13 protein-coding genes are annotated in these 21,816 nt (G+C 41.7%); all 13 read left to right on the forward strand.

Translation table 11 applies throughout. The annotated features are described in order from the left end of the window. Positions 1-493 precede the first annotated feature (493 nt). Positions 494-1,195, forward strand: a complete 702-nt coding sequence (locus H7U17_RS19790) for a response regulator transcription factor (RefSeq protein ID WP_186758585.1) — start codon at positions 494-496, stop codon at positions 1,193-1,195. Further along, positions 1,185-2,549: a sensor histidine kinase gene (locus tag H7U17_RS19795; protein WP_186758586.1), complete on the forward strand. Its 1,365-nt coding sequence runs from the start codon at positions 1,185-1,187 to the stop codon at positions 2,547-2,549. Before H7U17_RS19790 ends, H7U17_RS19795 begins: the two co-directional genes overlap by 11 nt. A gap of 108 nt (positions 2,550-2,657) precedes the next feature. Then, positions 2,658-3,947, forward strand: a complete 1,290-nt coding sequence (locus H7U17_RS19800; protein WP_186758587.1) for a TolC family protein — start codon at positions 2,658-2,660, stop codon at positions 3,945-3,947. A gap of 14 nt (positions 3,948-3,961) precedes the next feature. Continuing rightward, a complete protein-coding gene (locus tag H7U17_RS19805; protein ID WP_186758588.1) occupies positions 3,962-5,080 on the forward strand; it encodes an efflux RND transporter periplasmic adaptor subunit in 1,119 nt (372 codons plus the stop codon). Positions 5,081-5,085: 5 nt separating this feature from the next. Then, positions 5,086-8,181, forward strand: coding sequence for an efflux RND transporter permease subunit (locus tag H7U17_RS19810; protein ID WP_186758589.1), 3,096 nt, complete (start codon positions 5,086-5,088; stop codon positions 8,179-8,181). Positions 8,182-8,210: 29 nt separating this feature from the next. Further along, positions 8,211-9,200, forward strand: a complete 990-nt coding sequence (locus H7U17_RS19815) for a bile acid:sodium symporter family protein (protein WP_317172781.1) — start codon at positions 8,211-8,213, stop codon at positions 9,198-9,200. A 501-nt stretch (positions 9,201-9,701) separates the two neighbouring features. Beyond that, positions 9,702-11,030: a serine hydrolase domain-containing protein gene (locus H7U17_RS19820; RefSeq protein ID WP_186758591.1), complete on the forward strand. Its 1,329-nt coding sequence runs from the start codon at positions 9,702-9,704 to the stop codon at positions 11,028-11,030. Between the two features lie 53 nt (positions 11,031-11,083). After that, positions 11,084-12,022, forward strand: coding sequence for a poly(ethylene terephthalate) hydrolase family protein (locus H7U17_RS19825; RefSeq protein WP_230981510.1), 939 nt, complete (start codon positions 11,084-11,086; stop codon positions 12,020-12,022). A gap of 131 nt (positions 12,023-12,153) precedes the next feature. After that, positions 12,154-14,133: a glycoside hydrolase family 53 protein gene (locus H7U17_RS19830; RefSeq protein WP_186758592.1), complete on the forward strand. Its 1,980-nt coding sequence runs from the start codon at positions 12,154-12,156 to the stop codon at positions 14,131-14,133. Between the two features lie 248 nt (positions 14,134-14,381). Then, positions 14,382-15,107: an RNA polymerase sigma factor gene (locus H7U17_RS19835; RefSeq protein ID WP_186758593.1), complete on the forward strand. Its 726-nt coding sequence runs from the start codon at positions 14,382-14,384 to the stop codon at positions 15,105-15,107. 192 nt (positions 15,108-15,299) lie between these two features. Next, positions 15,300-16,343 (forward strand): FecR family protein, encoded by a 1,044-nt coding sequence (locus tag H7U17_RS19840; RefSeq protein ID WP_186758594.1) that lies wholly within the window; start codon positions 15,300-15,302, stop codon positions 16,341-16,343. Between the two features lie 55 nt (positions 16,344-16,398). Continuing rightward, positions 16,399-19,866, forward strand: a complete 3,468-nt coding sequence (locus H7U17_RS19845; RefSeq protein WP_222439252.1) for a SusC/RagA family TonB-linked outer membrane protein — start codon at positions 16,399-16,401, stop codon at positions 19,864-19,866. Positions 19,867-19,878: 12 nt separating this feature from the next. Further along, entirely contained in the window at positions 19,879-21,792 is a 1,914-nt protein-coding gene (locus H7U17_RS19850; protein ID WP_222439253.1) for a RagB/SusD family nutrient uptake outer membrane protein, read from the forward strand. Positions 21,793-21,816: the final 24 nt, after the last annotated feature.

The raw sequence follows: 21,816 nt of genomic DNA on the forward strand, positions 1-21,816 counted from the left end.
CTGGGGTAATTAATCATTGGGGAACCATTGAGAAAAATATGTTTTCCTTGTTGATATCTTTATTACTATTCGGTATTGGTGATACTTTTTCTTTTTGGGTTTTTGTTTCTAGCCACTCCTGATTTCATTTTGATATGAAATCTACATGAAAAGCAAAACCAATGTAAATAAAACCGAGTGTTTTTCGAATTTATTCATAGACAGTGGGGAAATTAAACTGTTTTAAAAGATTGTTCTGAACCAACTTTTAAAAGTAGGGGATCAATACTGATCTCATTTGAATTACAGGGGAGTAATTGAAATTCGAGTTTTAGAGAGATAATCGTCTTGTTTTTGATTAAATTTTCAAATCCAAGCTAGGTATTATTGTTATAATAGAAAAGTCTTTTCTATAGGGCAACTGTCCATTTGTTTTATCCGTTTCCATCTACAAATTGAATGGGAGAGACCTACATAAAGGGATGCTTATATTGCATTATTATATACTAATCTGATGAAAAAAATACTAATTGTTGAGGATGATGCTGAACTAAGCAAAAATATTGCTGATACCCTTACTGTTGAAGGGTTTGAGGTTGTTCCGGTGTTTGATGGCTTGATTGCCTCAAAGCTGCTCAGACGTGAGGCATTCCACTGTGTATTAATGGATGTTAACCTTCCTGGTTGGAACGGATTTGAACTATGTAAACATTTTAGAAAGTTTGACCCACATACTCCCGTTCTGATGCTAACTGCATTCAATGAACTGGAAGATAAGGTGATGGGATACGAGGCAGGGGCAGACGATTATCTTACTAAGCCGTTTTACATGCAGGAACTGCTGATGAAAATTAGGGCATTAGTTAAGCGTGGTATTGGCAGTAAAACTGCAGTTGAAAATAATTTTCTTGTTATAGGGGAGCTTCAGCTAGATAAAAATCGCAAAGAAGTTACCCAAGAAGGGAAAGTTATTGATTTGACACCCAGAGAATACCAGGTGCTTGAGTCCCTTATGGAAGCCAATGGAAATCCTGTGTCAAAAAAAGAATTGATCCAGAAGATATGGGGTACTTCGATTGACATATCCTCTTCTACAAATACCATCGAAGTTTATATCAATTTTTTGAGGAATAAGATTGACAAGCCATTTGGAAAATCAGCCATCAGGACAAAAATAGGTTACGGTTATTATTACAAACAGGAAGATGACCATTAGAACAAAAATACTCCGTTACTTTTCTGTTGGTATTATTCCCCTATTAGGAGCATGTCTACTTACTGTATATCTGGTCTTTAAGCAATATAGAATAGAGGAGTTTCATCAAAGACAACAGGAAAAAATCAAATCCACACTCTATTACCTGTCCGGATTTACAGAGATGGACTCGGAAATGCTCAAATCCTTTAAAAGAGCCACGATCGACTCTATGCTCAATGAAAAGTTGGTGATTTTTAATGGAAAAAAAGAACAGGTATATAGGTCGCTCGATGATACCCAGATTACCTCATTGGAGAAAATTCTGGGTGGATTGTCTCCCAATGTCCGTTGGGTGGCCATCAAAGAAGGAGATTATGATGTGGTCGGAATGTATTGGGAGACACGTGAAAATGCCTACTATGGGGTATATAAGGCCTATGATGAATTTGGGTATACCAATTTGTATTTTCTCAGGAATATCCTTATCGGGACCTTTATTGCTATTTCCTTTTTGCTATTAGTAATTACCTTTTTTCTTTCCAAACGCATCGCCGCACCTATCGATAAAGTGGCTATGGCCATTCAGAAGTATAAAATTGGAGCTAGTAAATTTAGGCTTTCTCCTCAGGGCAAGTCCGTGGAGTTGGACGCTTTGGTTGATAAGTTCAATGAGCTGCTGGATCGCATAGACCTGGCCCTTATGTTCCAGAAAAATGCCACGCATCATATTTCCCATGAACTCAAAACGCCACTTGCTGTACTGGTGTCCAATTTCGAGAAAATGGAGCAAATGGAAGATGGTCAGGAATTGAAAGAATTATTGGCCAAGCAGAAACACATGACGATGGGAATCTCCGAGGTGATTAATGTCTTGCTGGAGATATCAAAAAAAGATACCGGTACTGGGCTGGAAGAAAAAAGCTTAAGGGTGGATGAGTTGCTTTTTGACCTGTGCGAAGAATTGTCGGTCATTTATCCGGACTTTATGTTTTCAATAGATTTTGGGAGCAGTATCGAAGCCCCTGAAACATTGGTGTTTTCGGGAAGCGAATCATTGATCCGGGCGGCATTGTCAAACCTTCTTACCAACTGCATCAGATATGGGCATAGCGGCATGGCCAATATCCTGATAGAGGTAAGTCAGGAAATGTTGTCCATCGAATTTACCAACAAAGGAGAAACCCTTTCCAAAAAAGAAGTGAGGTACCTGTTCAAGCCTTATTTTAGAGGTGTCAACAGTAAGGGCATTTTGGGCAATGGTCTTGGACTTGCCTTGGTCAAAAAGATCATGGAGGTTTATGAAGGAGATATTACCTATTCCATCCCAGAAAAGAACACTAATAAATTCACCTTGCGCTTACCTTTAAGGTAATCTTTATTTCCATTAAGGCTTTTTTAAGGTCGTTTTGATGTCCTTTGACCTGTATAAGAACAGGCAAAGATGCGCAACAAACACATTTATTACCTATTATTCCTAGTTATGATGACAGCGATCGGTGTCCCAAGTCTTCGGGGCCAATCGCTTTCAAATCAGGCTCAGGCTGATACCCTCAGGATGGACAGGGTTTCTTGTGAGGCCTATCTCCTCCAAAACAGCGTCATGATTTTGGCCGAAAAGCTGGAGATTGAAAAAGCACTCGCCCAAAAATGGCAGGCCCAACTTTGGCCCAATCCCAGTTTGGAAATCAATGAAGTAAACCTTTGGGCGTCGCCTGGGCAGCTGGGGTATTTTGGGGAGGAATTACCCCCTCTGGTAGGAGGATTTGGCAAAAACCTTCAAATGTCCATGGCGCTTGAGCAACTCGTTCAAACGGCAGGGAAGCGCAGAAAACTTATCGCGGTGGAGGAAGTTGCTGTTGAACAATCAGAGGCCTATTTCAAGGATTTTCTCAGAGAGCTCAAACAGTCCTTTAGGGAACTGCTTAACCAATGGGAGTACCTGGAAAGGAGCAAATCCCTTTTGACCGGGCAATATGAATCCCTTTCCCAATTAAAAGTCGCAATGGGCAAGCAGGTAAATCTTGGAAATACTGGTAAAGCAGAGTATGTCCGGTTAATGGCTGCCCAATTGGAACTGAAGAAAGCCTTGTTTGAAACAGAGGAAGACCTGATTTCCTTACAGCAAGAACTTTCCCTACTCATGAACCTTCCCTCAGGGACCATACTGGAATTGGAATTGGAAGAGGGCTTTCCAGAGTTTGAAAAAATAGTCCAAATAACGCTTGGCGAATTGGAGAACAGGGCATTGGAAAACAGGCCGGATCTTAGAGGAGCCATGCTGGAGGAAACGATGCAAGAAAAGCAGTTGACCTTTGAAAAGTCTCAGCGGGTTCCAGACCTGAACCTCAAGGTAGGCTACGATAGAGGAGGGAACTTCATGCTGGATTTTATTGGATTTGGGGCAAGTATCGATCTGCCATTTTTCGACCGCAATCAGGGTAATATTAAGCGGGCACAGCTTAACCAAAAACAGGCTGCTTATCGGTCCCAATACAAGCAAGCCACTGTTTTGGCCGAAGTGCGCAGAGCATACCTTTCCCTGATGAAGGAAATTGAGTTCTATCAAGACATAGACGGACAATATGACGAGGAGCTGGATAGGCTTTTGGAAAATTACATCAGAAATTTCACTGAAAGGAATATTAGCCTGTTGGAGTATTTGGATTTTTTGGAGGCCTATCTCGAAAACAAAGAAATCCTTCTCGATACTAAAAGGTCCATCAAGAATAAAATAGAAACATTGCAATCAACCATTCACGGGGATATTTAAAAGATTCAAATAAGATGGAAGTGTACAGAAAAATAAAAAAATATGGGTTTTTAGCCGTTTTGTTATTGTCCACGCTGATGGCTTGTGGTCCTAGGAAAACGGCTAAACCAGATGCCCAAATTTCAAGGCTATGCTTGGAAGGAAAGCTCAAAGAAGGAATGCGTCTGGTCAGTGCGGAGAAGGTGAAAATCAAAGAATCCCTGCCCCTAACTGGGAAAATAGAGCCTGATCCCGATAGGGTGATCCACTTTACAAGCCTTGTAAGCGGGGTGGTGACCAAAACCTATTTTTCCTTGGGAGAACAAGTAGCAGCAGGCCAGTTGTTGATGGACATTGTCAGCCCAGAGCTTAGCGCCCTTCAAGCAGACAAAAAGCGATTGGAAAGTGAAATCAGGGTAGCAAAACGACAACTAGAAGCCAAAAAGTCAATGTTTGAGGACAAACTTGCTTCAGAAAGTGACTTTATGGAGGCAGAGAGCCTCCAGCTTTCACTTGAGGCTGAGTTGGAGAAAGTCAATGCTAATCTATCCCTATACCGCGCCAGTCCCGAACGGAGCGTCTTTCAGGTCTTCGCTCCCTCGGCTGGTGTGGTTACCGCAAAGAACATAACCGCTGGAATGCAGATTGTAGCCGATGATACCCCATTATTCACCTTGGCGGACTTGGATGCGGTATGGGCCATGGTCAATATTTATGCAGGCAACCTTTCCCAGATCCATCAAGGGATGGCAGCAGCCGTTTCGTCCTTGTCTTATCCGGATGATGTTTTTTCAGGACAGATTGATCACCTCTCGGAAATATTCCAAAATCAAGAAAAGGTGCTGAAAGGAAGGGTGGTGCTGGACAATCAAGACCATCGGCTGAAACCAGGAATGGTAGTGGATGTTACTGTGGCCAATGAACGGAACGAGACGGCCATCAGCATTCCCGCCAATACCCTTGTTTTCGATAACAGCACCTACTACGCAGTCATTTATAAGGATGATTGTGACCTTCGCGTTAAGAACATCCAATTGCTATTGATGAACGAGGGAATAGCGTACGTTAAAAGTGGTTTAGAGGAAGGTGAAAAGGTAGTGGCTTCTAATCAGCTCTTGATCTATGAACAGTTAAAAAACCAGCTTAACCACTAATCGATATGCATAAACTGGTCCAGCAAATTGTTGCTTTTTCCCTTAGAAATACCGTACTGGTTTTCTTTGCCATCCTACTGTTGGTAGTAGCAGGAATCGTTTCCTATACCAAAACCCCGATAGAGGCTTTTCCAGATGTGACCAATACGCGGGCGCGGATTATTACCCAGTGGCCGGGAAGGAGTGCTGAAGAAGTCGAGAAGTTTATCACCCTGCCCATTTCAAAGGTGATGAATACGGTGCCGAAGAAGACCTCGGTAAGGTCCATTTCTTTATTTGGACTTTCTGTGGTCACCATCGGTTTTGATCAATCTGATGACTTTTACGCCCAACAGTATGTGGCCAATAAGCTACAGTCCGTAAACCTTCCGGATGGGGCGGATGCTGAAATAGAGCCGCCATCTGGAGCTACAGGGGAGATATACCGATATGTTTTGCGTAGCAATCGACCTATCAAAGAAATCACTGCATTGCATGATTGGGTGGTGGAAAGGGAATTGCTAGCGGTCCCGGGCATAGCCGACATTGTGAGTTTTGGGGGAGAGGAGAAAATCTATGAAATCAAAATCAATCCTACCGAACTGGCGAATTACGACCTTTCTCCGCTCGATGTATTCGAAGCTGTGGGCAATAGTAATGTGAACGTAGGAGGGGATGTGGTCGAGCGTGGCGATCAGGCTTATGTGGTTCGGGGGATAGGATTATTGGATCATATTGATGATATCGGCAATATCATCGTTGAAGAAAACAAAGGAACTCCAGTACTCGTCAAACATGTGGCTTCTGTAGAGGTCTCCGCTAAGCCCCGATTAGGCCAAGTGGGGCTTCAGGACGAAGACGATCTGGTCCAAGGGATCGTAATCATGCTCAGGGGAGAAAACCCCAATGAAGTGATTGGGAGCCTGAAGGAAAAAATCACCGAACTCAACTCCAGGATACTTCCTAAAGATGTGAAAATTGAGCCGTTTGTGGACCGGACAGAACTGGTAGACATTACAGTAAATACCGTGACCAAAAATTTGGTGGAAGGGATCATCTTGGTGTCCATTGTGGTCTTCATATTCCTGTACAATTGGCGGATGACCGTAATCGTGGCCAGTGTCATTCCCTTGGCATTCCTTTTTGCGATCATCATGCTGAAGATCTTAGGAATGCCGGCCAATTTAATATCCATGGGCTCCCTAGATTTTGGTCTGCTGCTGGAGGGGACATTGGTGATTTCAGAAACAGTCTTCGTCAGCTTGGAGCGGAAGGCACACCACTTGGGCATGGAGCGGTTCAACAAGATTTCGAAATCCGGAATTATCAAAAGAAGTGCTGGCAGTGTAGCCTATTACATCTTTTTTGCCCTGATCATTTTGATCGTGGCCTTGATGCCCATATTCTCATTTCAGAAGGTGGAAGGCAAGATGTTTAGCCCATTGGCCTATACCTTGGGCTTTGCACTGCTAGGTTCCCTTATCCTTAGCCTTACTTACGTGCCAGCCATGTGCAAGGTCATGCTGACCAAGGACATTGTGGAGAAGGATAACCGGATTACCAGGGGGAGCAGGGAGGGATTGTACCGATTGTACTTATGGAGTGCCAAAAACAAAAAGGCGACCATCGCGGTATTTGGAGGGCTGTTGATAGCCAGTATCATAGGGTTTTCCAAGCATGGATCCGAATTCCTGCCGAAATTAAATGAAGGAGCGATCTATGCCAGGGCCACGCTTCCCAATAGCATAAGCCTCACCGAGTCTGTCAGGATCACCAAGGAAATGAAGGAAAAGGTGCGGTCCTTTGAGGAAGTGAAGTTTGTGCTCACCCAGACGGGAAGGCCAAATGACGGTACCGACCCTACGGGCTTTTTTAACATTGAATTTCATGTTCAGTTGTACCCTGAGGGAGATTGGGAACGGGACATCTCCAAAGATGACCTGATTGGGGAAATAAGAAAAGAGTTGTCTATATATCCCGGGGTCGTGCTCGGCTTTAGTCAACCCATTCAGGATAACGTGGAGGAATATGTGGCCGGGGTGAAAAGCTCTTTGGTCGTCAAAATATTCGGGCATGACCTTTTCGAACTGGAAGCATATGCTGACCAAGTGGCCAAGGCTTTGGAAGGAGTTGAGGGCATTGAGGACCTGAATGTGTACAAGAACATTGGACTGCCTGAGCTTCGTATCCAACTGCACGACCATAAAATGGCCAGGTATGGCGTAAATGTGGCCGATGCCCAGGCAGTGGTGTCCATGGCCATCGGTGGACAAGCGGCCACCAATTTTTACGAGGGTGAAAGGATCTTTGATGTCCGTGTCAGGTATGAAGAAAATTACCGAGACAATGAGGACAGGATAAGGGAAATCCTTATACCGACGATGGATGGGGGCAAGGTTCCCCTCAAGGAAATTGCCACGGTGGATTTCCATACGGGACCGGCTTTTATCTATCGAGAGGATAACAGCAGGTATATTGGAATCGGATTCAGTATTGAAGGGCGGGACCTTGGTAGCACCATTGAAGAAGCCAAGCGACGCGTAGCGGAAAAAGTTAATTTCCCAGCGCACCTTACCACGGTATGGGCTGGAGAATTCGAAAGCAAGGAGCGTGCTACCAGGCAATTGGCCTTGATCGTACCCGTTTCCATTCTCTTGATCATGTTTTTGCTATACATGAATTTTCAAGGGAATTTCAAGGATACCTTGGTGTCTTTCTTGACCATTCCTTTTGCATTTATTGGGGGCTACCTCTCCTTATGGTTGACGGGGACTACCTTTGGGATTTCGGCTGGAATTGGGTTTATAATCTTATTCGGAGTGGCCACCATAGATGGAATTGTCCTCATTGGAAATATCAAGCAGCAACTTATGGATCGTGTTCCACTGAAAGAGGCTATCGCCAATGGGGTTTATTCCAGGATCAGGCCGATTTTGATGATCGCATTGATGGGGGCAATGGGTCTGTTGCCTGCAGCACTGTCCACAGGGATGGGCTCGGAAGTCCAAAAACCATTGGCCATCATGATCGTGGGAGGGCTGATCGTCTGCATGTTGCTTTCGCTTACCGTTCTCCCGCAGGTATATTACATGGCCTATAAGAATGATAAGCAATATAATTAACAAATAATTAAGTAATATCGATGACAAATATGCTCAACAGGTTGCAAAAAGTAGGGTTAAACGGTTTCTTTTTGACATTATTGATCATGATCCTCATAGCTTATCTAGTTCCTGGTTTTGGAGCTGATCACAGCCCGGTTCCATGGGCCAAAATGGTCGCAATAGGCAATGCCCTGATCTTCTTTTTCTATGGGGTAAAGCTGGATCCGCAACAGTTGAAGTCAGCTATAGGCAAGTGGAAGCTACACCTTGTCATCCAATTGACCACCTTTCTGGTTTTTCCCCTAATTGTTTGGTTTGTGTTTCTTTTAATGGGAAAGCCAGCTGGAGTGATATGGTTGGGAGTAATGTACCTTGCTGCACTTCCTTCCACCGTGTCCTCCTCGGTGGTTATGGTAAATATTGCCCGTGGAAATGTTCCCGCTGCCATATTTAATGCGAGCATATCCAGTTTAGTGGGAATCACAATTACCCCTTTATGGATGGAGGTTTTTATGGACCATGATGGGAGCAGCCAAGCATTTGAGTTTATACCTACCATTTCAAAACTAGGTATCCAAATTCTGATCCCCTTTTTTCTTGGATTGTTAATGCATGGCCAATTGAAGATATGGGCAAAGCAGTATGGAGATCAACTGAAACTATTTGACCAAGGAGTGATCCTGACTATTGTATTTACTTCCTTTTCCAATGCTTTTTTTGATAATATGTTCGATGGGATGCCAGCTACCATGCTAGGGTTTCTTGCCATAGGCATGGCTGTATTGTTTTTATTGGTCATATCGGTCATGAATGGTATCGCCCGTCAAATGAAATTACCTTTTGAAGATCGGGTGACGTTGATGTTCTGCGGTTCAAAGAAATCCTTGGTCCATGGAGCTATTATGGGTAGTGTTCTGTTTCCAGATCCGGCAGTTTTGGGTATCGTACTGTTACCTCTGATGTTATACCATTCGCTGCAATTGCTTATGGGGAGTGCATTGGCTGGGTATTTTAGTAGGCAAGAGGAATATATTTAGAAGAGAGATAAAAGCGGATCTGTTAAAAACTCCACAAGTTAAGTTTAATATCAAAAGAGTACAGGAAAGTCCCTTGTACTCTTTTGATATTTAATAGGCAAGGATAATCTCATCTATTGGATCAAGTGATATCAAAGTGTTTTCCTTGTGGGGCAACTCAGTTATAGGAATATTTTTGATCGTAATAAGAAGAAAAATAGAAAACGCTAATAATTAAAAAAAAAATCACTTATATCGATGGAATTTCTCCATCTCAAGTCTCTATGATATAAAGAGCTTATTCCATGTCAATGAAAACTCATGGTTTATGTTCAAAACCAGATGCCCAACTTTTTAAAGGTCTTTTAGATCCTCTTTAATTTTACTCAGGTGGTAAAGATGTTTGTCGCAGTGCATGAGCGTTTTACCTTGTTTAATTGTATAAAATACACCTAATTTATATATATTGTCCTGAAAAGGTTAACCATGCTTTATTTTACTCTATTAACAACCCAAACAACCATGAAATATATTTTTAAGATTTCAATATTATTGGTCATTTGCATATCCAATAGCATTTGTTCAAGTGCACAAAAAACAAGCCTTCCCGAGTATTTTAACCCATCTCCTGATTTGTCTGAAATGGGAATAAATGAAGAGCGAGTAAAAAAGGTTGATAGCTTGTTAATGGCTTTTGTAGCACAGAAAAAATTGAACTGTGTGTCTGTATTTATAGCAAAAGGAGGAGATGTGGTTTACAAAAAGGCTTTTGGAATGAAGGATGTTGAAAATCAAGTTCCAGCTACTATTGATGATTACTATGTATTGTTTTCTCAGACCAAGGCCATTACCACAGTAGCTTTTATGAGCCTTGTGGAAAAAGGCTTGGTAAAGGTAAATGAGCCTGTGTCCAAGTATTTTCCTGAAATTCCGAATGAAGTGGTCACCAAAGTGCATGAAGATGGAAGCTATGAAACCAGACCAGTAAAGAGCCCGATGACCTTTGCGCACCTGATGTCACATTCATCAGGTTTAAATGCAGGGTTGGTAGGGCAAATTCGGAGAAATGAAGGTAAAAGAGGAGGTACGCCTCCCGGATTTGGAGGAAGGAGTATTGACCGTGTTCCAAATGGACAGCACAGCTTTGGTGGAAACTATCAATCTAAATATCTCGAAGATGAAATGCTTGCCCTGGTTGAATATCCATTGGGTTTTGATCCTGGAACTGAGTGGAACTACCATGTTAGTAGCAATATGTTAGGATATATGGTGGAGCGTATTTCCGGAAAACCATTAAGGGAGTACGTGAAAGAGACCATTTTGGAGCCATTGGGAATGGATGAAACCGATTGGTATTACCCTTCCAGTAGTATTTCACGATTTGTCAAACCTTATAGCGCAACAGATGGTAAGTTAGAACCTGGTTTGACGATGTATGCTGAAGGAGCGGTGAGCAAACAACAAACTTATTGTGAGGGGGCTATAGGATTGAACGGGCCCATTGAAGATTATGCCAAGTTCTGTCAAATGTTGTTGAACAAGGGTGAATTTAACGGTAAAAGAATCTTAAAGCCAGAAACTATAGAATTGATGACTACCAAAAATCAGCTTCCATCTGATAATTCAGGGGGAAAGGGGTTTCAGTTTGGCTTGGGCTTCGAACTTCATAATGATATGAAGAAGCCAGTCCCTGCCGTTTCCAATGCTGCTTTTGCTTGGGGAGGGATGTTGGGCACTGCCTATATCGTAGATCCTGAAAAGGACTTAATAGTCTTATTTTATATGAACATGTTCAAAGCAGATCCATTGTACCCCTTGTTTTTGGAAAAGGCCTATGCACTTTTTGACTAAGTGGTTTGGTAAGGGTTAAAGGATAAAAACAGTACAAATTAGATGACATGAACATGATAAAAAGATTAGAAGAGCTTGGATATAATTCAGGAAAGGGGAAAATTATCAGCTATTTCATACTAGCTGTTATTTTAGGCGGTTTGCAGCTGTTCCATCCAGCAATGGGCCAGGAAGAAAAATCAAGGATTGTGGAAGATGGAGGTACAGGGCCATACCCAGCTATTATGGAAATGGATCCTTCGCTGACCACGCATACCATCTTTAGGCCTCAAGACATAGGCCTTTTTGGCAAAGAGGAAAAGCTACCAATCATCGCCTGGGGCAATGGGGCCTGTGCCAATTCCCCATGGGAGCATGTGAATTTTTTGAGTGAAGTAGCTTCGCACGGATTTTTGGTGATTGCCATTGGACCAATGCCTGCTGAAGGGGAAAAAAAGAAAGGTAAATCGTATTCCTCCCAGTTGATTGATGCCATTGAATGGGCCATTGCCAGCAATAAAGATGAGGACAGTCCGTATTATGGAAAAGTGGATACCGCCCATATTTCGGTGAGTGGGATGTCTTGTGGAGGTTTACAGACTTTAGAAGCTGCACCTGACCCAAGAGTGACTACTGTCGTGGTATGTAATAGCGGTATATTGCCCTATCCAGGTGCTGGAATGCCAGGGATGCCACAGATCAAAAAGGAACAATTAGAAAAACTACATTCTCCCACACTCTATTTACTAGGCGGGGAAAGCGATATCGCCTATAAGAATGGAATGGATGATTTTGAGCGGATTGATCATGTACCTGTTTTTGTAGGGAATATGGATGTGGGACATGCGGGAACTTATGCTCAGCCTCATGGTGGTGAATTTGCTAGGGTAGCTACTGCATGGTACCTATGGCAATTAAAGGGAGACCAGGAGGCAGCGGCACTATTCCAGGGCAAGCCAAGCAGTCTTTCCCAATCCCCCTTATGGAAGGTACAAAAGAAGAAAATTCCATGAGTTAGGAGAGATGAATACGGATAGAACGATTTAATAACTTAACAACGAGTGTCCGGGAAGCGGTATAGCATAGCAGTGGACAGTTGACCGTAGATTGAAAAACCCATAACAATACAAATAACCCATCTATTATGAATCGAAATAACGTAACAATTCTTAATTTATTTACGCTAGTGATTTTGGCAGTATCTTGCTTTAGCTGTCAAAAGGAAATAGATTACCGCATCGGAGCTGATATTTCATTTTTGCCCCAAATGGAAGCAAGGGGAGCGACATACCTGAATAAAATTGGTGAGCAAGAAGATCCCATTGAGCTATTGGCAAATCACCATTTCAATACCGTTCGCTTGCGGCTTTTTGTGGATCCGACTGCTGAAAAAGGCTATTCCAAGGAAGGTTTTTGCGGTCTCGACCGTACTCTAGAAATGGCCAAACGCATCAAAAAGGCGGGAATGGAATTTGTACTGGATTTTCATTATAGTGACTATTGGGCAGATCCTGATAAACAATTTAAACCATCAGCATGGGAGGGAGCTACTGGAAAGCCTCTTCAAGATAGCTTATATCAATATACCCATAAGGTATTAACCACTTTTAAGGAAGCGGGAGTAGCTCCTGATGTCATTCAGATAGGAAATGAGATCAACCACGGTATGGTATGGCCAGAGGGAAAAGTAATGGATAATGCCACCGATCAAGATTGGGAATCTTTGATGGGACTTTATACATCGGGACAAAAAGCTGTCCGAGAGGTCCTTCCCAATGCCAAGATAATGGTCCATTTGGCACTAGGTGGCCAAAATAAATTGTGCCGTGAATTTTTGGATAAAATGAAGGACTATGGTGCCGTTTATGATATTATCGGACTTTCTTACTATGAGCAGTGGCACGGTACCTATAACGATCTAAAAGCCAATTTATATGACTTGGCCAATACCTATAAAAAGCCGATTGCTGTTTGTGAATATGGCGCCAACTTGGATAATGTAAAACGCATCAATGATATTGTTCGCTCGATTCCTAATGGTCTGGGGTATGGAACCATGGCATGGGAACCTCTTCGTGCCCTTTTCGACCAGGAGGGCAAACCTGCAGGAGAGCTATTCGCGGTATATGACAATATATACGATCAATATACTGATCCTGAGAAGAGTCCTGTAGTAGAACAGCCACAGGCTAGAACTGTAAAAGCACAAAGGCCCGTAATTGGCGCAGATATTTCCTTTGTGCCGCAAATGGAGTCGCGCGGAGTAAGTTATTCAGACCAAGGAAAGGAAAAGGATGTCGTAGAGATATTGAAGGACCATCGTTTTAACTGGATCAGGTTACGACTTTTTGTAGACCCGACTTCAGAAAACGGATATTCCAAAGAAGGTTACTGTGGTCTAGAAGAAACCTTGGAAATGGCCAAGCGGGTTAAAGCATCAGGGATGAAATTTCTTCTTGATTTTCATTATAGTGACACATGGGCAGATCCTGGGAAACAGTTCATGCCTGCGGCATGGGAAGAATTAGAAGGATCTGCACTGGAAAGGAAAATCTATAATTATACCAAAGGGGTCGTGGAGCGTTTCATTGATGAAGGAGTGGCTCCCGAGATGGTACAAATTGGAAATGAGATTCATAACGGGATGCTATGGCCGGTAGGGAAGATAGAAGGGGATCAAGCAGAGTCTTTTTGTGTACTATTGAGGTGTGCAAGTGCTGCTGTACGTTCAGTAGATCCCAATATCGACATCATGGTACATATCGCCAAGGCCCATGATTTAAAGAATTCGATCAAATTTTTTGACAAAATCATTAGTAGGGATGTGGTTTTTGATATTATCGGCCAGTCATATTATCCGGAATGGCATGGTGAGCTGGATAATATGGAAGCCAATTTGACGGAATTGGCCAATCGATATGAAAAACCCATCATCGTAGTTGAATACAAGGAATATAAAAAGGAAGTCAATGAGATCGTGAAAAATCTTCCCAATGGTTTGGGACTTGGAACCTTTATCTGGGAAGCTACCTCTCCTGGATGGGGAGACCTTTTTGACAGAAATGGAGCGGCCAATGAAAATATTGAAATCTATCCGGCCTTTTATGAGGGGTATGGTAAATAGGTTATCAATTGTTCTAATTGATACATAATTACGATTGTTTTAAAGCAATTGAAAACCATAATGCTTTCTATTAGATTCAGTGTGAGGGGAGAGATTCCCCTCTTTTTCTATGGGGAATGATGGCAGTTTCAATTTTTTGTTTGTTAGGACAAATTTATATAAAACGCTATTAGGATTTTTAATTGTTGATAATACACTTTATATTGTTGTTGAGGTTTTAGGTGTTTTTTTCCTTTTAAAGAAATACCATGCTTAATAGATTCAATAATAATGAACCAATGCCCAGAATGACCAAACTGAATCATGCACAACCAGATTATGCTTTAAGCACCACCAGCCTGCCAAAATATAAAGTAAAAGTATCTCCTATCATCAATGAAGAGGAAATATGGCTTGATTTTGTAGATGGTAGTGATCAAGCCTTAAAACAGTTATACAATACTTATGTGGACAAATTGTATAATTATGGAACGCAGCTGACCCATGATAGAGAGTTGATAAAGGATGTCGTCCATGACCTCTTTATTTACCTTGTACAGAAAAGGGATAAGATCAAAACACCCAAATCCATCAAATTTTATTTGTATTCTAGTTTTAGGCGTAGGCTTTACAAAACCTTGGAGAGGAACAATAAAATTGCTTATCAGGATAGTTATGATCGGCAGGACGGATTTAAATTAAAGGTGGACCCTGAGATGAAATCCATACAAACCAATTTTACTACCAATTCAAAGATTATGCTGGAGAATGCCTCCAAAAAGCTTCCTATAAAACAGCGAGAAGTGATTATGCTTCATTTTTTTGAAGGGATGTCCATTAAGGAGGTAGCTGATATATTGGGGTATTCCAATCCAGAATCGGCTAGAAATTTATTGTACAGGTCATTAAAGGGATTGTCCAATATGTTAAACAAACACCAAGATGATCTTTTTGTGAGCTCATTATTGATATCGGGAGAGTTATTTATATGTTGATAGATAAGGTTATTTTTTTGTTTAGGGGTTAGGTGTAGTTATTTGGTAATGAGGTGATTGTGTGAGTGTTTTTTTGTTGATTTTTAAGCTGTTTGGTAGAAAATTTTATTTTTTTTCATGTTTTTCGATGGAACATTGACTTTTTAAGTCTCTATATATGTAAAAGAGACACTTATTAAAGTTGAGGTTTTGATGAAAGGATTTTATCCAAATACCATTGAAGATTTTCTGAAATTTCCCGAGTTCATTGAGTGGGTGAATAATCCTACTTTCGAATCCAATGAAGCATGGGAAAAATGGTGCCAAATACACCCGGATAAAATCCAATTGCTACAACATGCCAAAGATCTTTTGCACAGTATGCAGCTGGAAGAGGAGAATTCCATGGGGCTTATGGATCGCGAGAAATTGTTAGATACGCTTTTGGTGGAAAACTCCATTTATAAGAAAAAAAGAATCCAGGATCACAGAGATAGGTTGAGGAGGAATACTTCCTATTGGGTCAGAGGGATTGCAGCTTCTTTATTATTGATGGGGGTACTCATTTTGGGGAAAGTAATGGAGTTACATGAAAATGGCTTTGATAATAGAAAACTTACATGGGTAGAAAAGGAAGTACCTAGAGGAATGAAGAAAGTTTTCTTTTTGCCAGATGGTACCAAAGTCACTTTAAACGCAGGTTCTGTTCTGTCCTATGCATCCAATTTTGAAACCAATAGGTCTGTGAAGCTGCAAGGGCAGGCATATTTTGAAGTCCAGCGAGATGAGGAACACCCATTTAGTATTTTAAGTGGAGAAATCACGACCACCGTACTAGGGACTTCTTTTGATGTTAAAGCCTATGATGACGAAGAGGAATTGCATGTAGCAGTAATGTCAGGAAAAGTGGAGGTGAAAAGTAAAAAAGGACTAGTCAGTTATCTGGAAAAAGGTGAAGTGTCCTATTACTCGCCTGATCTTCCGGCAATGAGAAAATCAGGTTTTGACTATGAGGAATTGATAGGGTGGAAAGATAAGATCATCAAATTTAATCAATCAAACTATGAACAAGTGTTCAATACACTTTCAAAATGGTATGATATCGATTTTAAGGTGGATCCAGCTCTTAAACTCCACGGTAAATACACGGCAAAGTTTGTAAACCAAAGCCTCCCCAATGTATTGATTGGTTTGGAGCATTCGTCAAACCTGAATTTTAAGATCAAAGGAAGGACTGTTTTGGTCAGTTCAAAGTAGAAAATAACCATTAACCAATATCTAAATATAGTTTAACAATTAACCCCAAATAAATATGACAGCAAGAATACCTTATTATCATGGATTGCTTGTTTGGAAAATGGGATTGGCTTTTGTCATGGCTTTACTCCTGTTCCAAACTACAATAGCTGGAGGACTGAAATCCCAGCAAAAAGACCTGAGCAAGGTCTATTTATCCCTTCATGTGGAAAAAGTCCCGATTACGACTTTATTCCAAATCATAGAAGGTAAAACCCAGTTTAATTTTGCCTATGATGAGGAAAAACTGGCAGCGATTCCCAATCAAAGTTTGATGATGGAAAATGCTTCCTTGTTAAATATCCTTGAAAATGTATCCATCAATACAGGTTTAGAATTCAAAAGTGTTAATGATGTAATTCATGTCCAAAAAGGACGACAAGTCATCCAATCCATACGGAAGGATGAAAAGACCATTACTGGTACGGTACTTTCTGCAGAGGATGGCACTAGTATTCCCGGTGCAACGATAAAGGTGAAAAATGCTTCTATCGGAACTGTTACTGATATCGATGGAAAGTTTACACTCAATGTACCGGAAGGAACGGATGTAATATTAGTAGTTTCTTTTGTTGGTTATAAGACAGAAGAGATCAATATGGGCAATAAAACTCAAGTGGAGGTAAGCTTAGTAGAGGATCTTCAGCAACTTGACGAGGCGGTGGTAGTTGGCTACGGTATGCAGAAAAAGGCAAGTTTGGTAAGCTCCATCACTTCGGTAAATCCTACAGAACTTAAAGGGCCTACCAGTAACCTTACCAATATGTTGGCTGGTCGCGTGTCTGGTATGATTGCTTTTCAAAGAAGTGGTGAGCCAGGTTTGGACAATTCCCAGTTTTTTATTCGTGGTTTAGGTTCATTTGGAGCAGGAAAGGTTAATCCACTTATTTTGATTGATGGAGTAGAATCTACCAGTAGGGATATGGCACGTCTGCAACCAGATGATATTGAATCTTTTTCTGTGCTGAAAGATGCCACTGCAGCGGCCGTTTATGGCGCCAGAGGTGCTAACGGAGTAGTTTTGATTAATACCAAATCAGGAGAACGGGGTGAGACTAAGTTTCACTTTAGAGCAGAAACTAGGGTTTCTTCAAATACCAAGAATTTCCAGTTTGCAGACAATATTACCTATATGAACCTGGCCAATGAGGCTGCACTTACCCGTGACCCTAATGCGGTATTACCTTATTCGCAGACCAAAATCGTCAATACTCAAGCTGGTGCTGATCCTTTGCTTTATCCTAGTAATAATTGGATTAACCAGTTGATAAAAGATTATACGGTCAACCAAAGTTATAATATGAGTGCCAGTGGTGGAGGTGAAAAAGCCCGTTTTTATATTGCTGGTACCTATAATGTGGATAATGGGGTGCTTAAAGTAGATCCCATCAATAACTTTAACAGTAATATCAAGCTGAACAACTATTCACTGAGGACCAATGTGGATGTAACGCTTACCCCGACTACCGAACTTAATGTGAAGATGTACGGTCAGTTTGATGATTATAACGGCCCAATAGGTGGAGGAGCAGGAACTTTTAATCGCGCTATTTGGTCCAATCCGGTGATGTTTCCAGCGGTTTATCCCCAAGAATTATTGCCTTATATAGAGCACCCTATGTTTGGAGGAGCGATAACAGGAAGAGGAAGTACTACATTACTGACCAATCCTTATGCTGAAATGGTGCGGGGCTACCAAGTCTACAAAACCTCTATGATACAGCCCCAAATGCAGATCAAGCAGGATCTGGATATGATTACAGAAGGCTTGAAATTCAGGGCTATGGGGTATTTGAAGCGTTTTGCTCGATATGATGTTTCCAGGTCTTATAGTCCTTTCTATTATAGCTCTAGGTTAGATCCCTTAAGTGGAGATGTCCTATTGACAGCCCTTAATGATGGAGGGCCTAGTTCTGTAGGGACACCGGGTTCTGAATACCTGAGTTTTGATCCAGGAGAACGTCAAGTAAATCTTAGGACATATTTTGAAGGGGCCATGAATTATTCCAAGACCTTCAACGAAAAGCACGCTGTATCAGGGATGTTGATTGCCATTTTCAATAGTTATGAGGACGGAAGTAAATTCACCTTGCAGGAATCATTGCCTTTTCGAAATACAGGACTTTCCGGAAGATTTACCTACGGTTATGACGATAGGTATTTGGCGGAGTTTAACTTTGGTTATAATGGTTCTGAGAGATTTGCACAAAATTACCGATTTGGTTTTTTCCCTTCTATTGGTCTAGCTTATAGGATATCCAATGAGGAGTTTTTTCAGCCTGTTAAATCTGTCATAGATCATTTAAAACTACGTGCCACAGTAGGGTGGATCGGAAATGATGCGATCGGGAGAGAGGAAGATAGGTTCTTCTATTTATCAGAGGTCAATATGAACGATGGAACCTATGGTTCCGGTTTTGGTGAGGAATTTGGCTATAACCGCCCTGGAGTGTCCATTTCCAGATATCCCAATATCAATGTTACCTGGGAAAGATCCCGACAGGTAAACTTGGGCTTTGACATGACTTTGTTCAATGCTTTGGATATTACAGTAGATGTCTTTGAGCAGAAACGTTACAATATCCTTCAGCCGAGGGCCTATTTAGGTGCTACCATGGGGCTTATGGCTGATGTAAGTGCGAACACAGGAGAGGCCATGAGTAAAGGTGTTGATGCTACCTTGGTTTATAACAAATCATTGGGTAGGGATGTATGGGTGAACTTGAGAGGTAATTTCACTTATGCTACCAGTGAAATACTCAAAATAGATGAAAATAACTATCCAGATAATTTGAGTTACTTGTCCCAGTTGGGTCAAAGGATAGGTCAGCGCTATGGCTATATCGCAGAAAGATTATTTGTAGATGATGCGGAGGTGGCCAATTCACCTGCCCAATTTGGAACCTATATGGGTGGAGATATCAAATACCATGATATGAATAATGATGGCGTGATATCTACCTTAGACCGTGTGCCTATTGGGCATCCGGAAACTCCTGAGATCATCTATGGTTTTGGGGGAACATTGGGAATAAAAAATTGGGATTTCAGTGCCTTTTTTCAGGGGGCAGCACGCACATCCCTCTTTATCAATTCCCAGAATATTTCTCCATTCGTGTTGAATGGGGGTGCTCAGAATGGTTTGTTGGATATAGTTGCTGAAAGCCATTGGTCTGAGGAGAATAGAGATTTGTACGCCTTTTGGCCTAGGATGAGTGACTTTTTTGTGGAAAACAATAATCAACTATCCACTTGGTGGATGAGGAATGGGGCCTTTTTAAGACTGAAGAATGTGGAAGTTGGGTATACCCTTCCCGCTCGAATAGCAGAGAAATTTGACCTTGAATATGTACGGTTTTATGGTACAGGATCCAATTTGGGAGTTTGGAGCAAATTTGACTTATGGGATCCCGAGATGGGAGGAGAAGGACTGGGGTATCCTGTACAGTCAGTCTATAGCTTAGGTGTGGTCGTGGATTTCTAAAAACCAATCAATATGAAGAAATATCAAAATAACTATAAATACTCAGTAGTAGGACTAATCATGCTCTGCATGTTTGCAGGGACATCCTGTGAAAATTTTGTCGATGTGGTACCTGATAATGTGGCCACGATTGACAATGCCTTTAAATTACGGAATGAAGCCGAAAAATACCTGTTTACCCTGTATTCATATATGCCCAGGAATGGGGAGACCAATGGTAATATAGGTTTTTTGGCCGGTGATGAAATGTGGATTCCTTATCAGACCAGTATTGGCAGTGATCCCTTTGAAATTGCCCGTGGCAATCAAAGAAGGGCCAATCCTTATGTGGATGTGTGGAACGGGGGGATTTTTGTTGGAATTCGCCATTGTAATATCTTTTTGGAAGGATTACAGAGGCCCGGGAGTGTTCCTGACCTTGGAGAAATAGAAAGAAGGAGATGGATTGGGGAAGCTGAATTCCTGAAAGCCTATTTCCATTTCTACCTACTAAGGATGTATGGCCCTATCCCTATAATTGATAAGAATTTACCGATTGACGCTTCTGAAGAGGAAGTGAATGTAAAAAGGAAACCCGTGGATGAGGTGGTTAACTACATTGCAGATCTGTTAGACCAGGCTGCAGAGAAATTGCCCGAATCCATTGCGGACAGGAATACGGAGATGGGCAGGATTACCAGCCCAGTGGCCAAAGCTTTGAAGGCGAAATTGTTATTGATGGCAGCAAGTCCATTATTTAACGGCAATGCGGATATGGCTTCACTGATTGGACCAGGTGGCGAAGCGTTATTTAATCTTGAATACGATGAGAATAAATGGCAATTGGCAGCGGATGCAGCAGCCGAGGCCATTCAAGTGGCCGAGGCCGCTGGACATAGGTTGTATACATTTACCGAGACTGGTCTAGACATTACAGATACGACCATTACTGAGCTCAGTATTCGACAGGCAGTTTGTGAAAGATGGAATCCAGAGCATATTTGGGGCAATTCAAATGGAACAGCAGCCCTAGAACTTCAAAGACATGCGATGGCACCATTGTCCACAGAACATAACCACAATAATGCACGGAAAATCCTTTCTGCCCCAATGAAAATAGCCAGACAGTTTTATTCTCAGAATGGGGTGCCTATTGAAGAGGACAAAACTTTGGATTTCTCCGATCTCGAACAATTGCGAACGGCCTCTCATGAGGAACGCTTCTATATTGAAGAAGGTTTTGAAACGGCACGCATCAACTTTGATAGGGAACCTCGCTTTTATGCATCCCTGAGTTTTGATGGAGGAAAATGGTACAAATATGACAGCCCAACCAATTCTGATGAAGGAACCTTTGTGCTCAGGTCTAAATTTGTGGATTATGCAGGGAGCAATCATGCATTTCACAAGAATGTTACCGGTTATTTCATCAAGAAATTGGTAGACTGGAATCAATCCATGAGCAGTTCAGGTGCTACCTATAGGACATACGATTGGCCAGAAATTAGATTATCCGACCTCTACTTGATGTATGCAGAAGCCTTGAACGAAGTGGAGGGGCCAAATGCTACAGTGTTTGAATACTTGGATAAAGTAAGGGTACGTGCAGGCCTAATGGGAGTACAGGAAAGCTGGACGCAATATTCCAGACAACCAGAGAAGTTTTCAACAAAGGATGGGCTGAGGACAATCATCCATCAGGAAAGACTTATTGAGTTGGCTTTTGAAGGACACAGGTTTTGGGATTTGAAACGTTGGAAAAAGGCCAATGAGATGCTTAATCAACCCATCAAAGGCTGGAACATGAAAGGGGAAACCACCAATAGTTATTATCAGGTAAGTACTCTTTTTACACAGCGGTTCATTGCACCAAGGGATTATTTTTGGCCTATTAATGAAGGCACATTGATTCAAAATCCCAATTTGGTTCAAAACGTAGGTTGGTAATTTTCTATTCAAACGACAAAAACA

Origin of the sequence: Echinicola salinicaeni (genome assembly GCF_014280965.1) — a bacterium.
Lineage (GTDB): Bacteria > Bacteroidota > Bacteroidia > Cytophagales > Cyclobacteriaceae > Echinicola > Echinicola salinicaeni.

Excerpts from the sequence above, each read along its gene's own strand:
- H7U17_RS19790 (WP_186758585.1), top strand. The coding sequence starts at position 494 with ATGAAAAAAATACTAATTGTTGAGGATGATGCTGAACTAAGCAAAAAT.
- H7U17_RS19795 (WP_186758586.1), top strand. The coding sequence starts at position 1,185 with ATGACCATTAGAACAAAAATACTCCGTTACTTTTCTGTTGGTATTATT.
- H7U17_RS19800 (WP_186758587.1), top strand. The coding sequence starts at position 2,658 with ATGATGACAGCGATCGGTGTCCCAAGTCTTCGGGGCCAATCGCTTTCA.
- H7U17_RS19805 (WP_186758588.1), top strand. The coding sequence starts at position 3,962 with ATGGAAGTGTACAGAAAAATAAAAAAATATGGGTTTTTAGCCGTTTTG.
- H7U17_RS19810 (WP_186758589.1), top strand. The coding sequence starts at position 5,086 with ATGCATAAACTGGTCCAGCAAATTGTTGCTTTTTCCCTTAGAAATACC.
- H7U17_RS19815 (WP_317172781.1), top strand. The coding sequence starts at position 8,211 with ATGCTCAACAGGTTGCAAAAAGTAGGGTTAAACGGTTTCTTTTTGACA.
- H7U17_RS19820 (WP_186758591.1), top strand. The coding sequence starts at position 9,702 with ATGAAATATATTTTTAAGATTTCAATATTATTGGTCATTTGCATATCC.
- H7U17_RS19825 (WP_230981510.1), top strand. The coding sequence starts at position 11,084 with ATGATAAAAAGATTAGAAGAGCTTGGATATAATTCAGGAAAGGGGAAA.
- H7U17_RS19830 (WP_186758592.1), top strand. The coding sequence starts at position 12,154 with ATGAATCGAAATAACGTAACAATTCTTAATTTATTTACGCTAGTGATT.
- H7U17_RS19835 (WP_186758593.1), top strand. The coding sequence starts at position 14,382 with ATGCTTAATAGATTCAATAATAATGAACCAATGCCCAGAATGACCAAA.
- H7U17_RS19840 (WP_186758594.1), top strand. The coding sequence starts at position 15,300 with ATGAAAGGATTTTATCCAAATACCATTGAAGATTTTCTGAAATTTCCC.
- H7U17_RS19845 (WP_222439252.1), top strand. The coding sequence starts at position 16,399 with ATGACAGCAAGAATACCTTATTATCATGGATTGCTTGTTTGGAAAATG.
- H7U17_RS19850 (WP_222439253.1), top strand. The coding sequence starts at position 19,879 with ATGAAGAAATATCAAAATAACTATAAATACTCAGTAGTAGGACTAATC.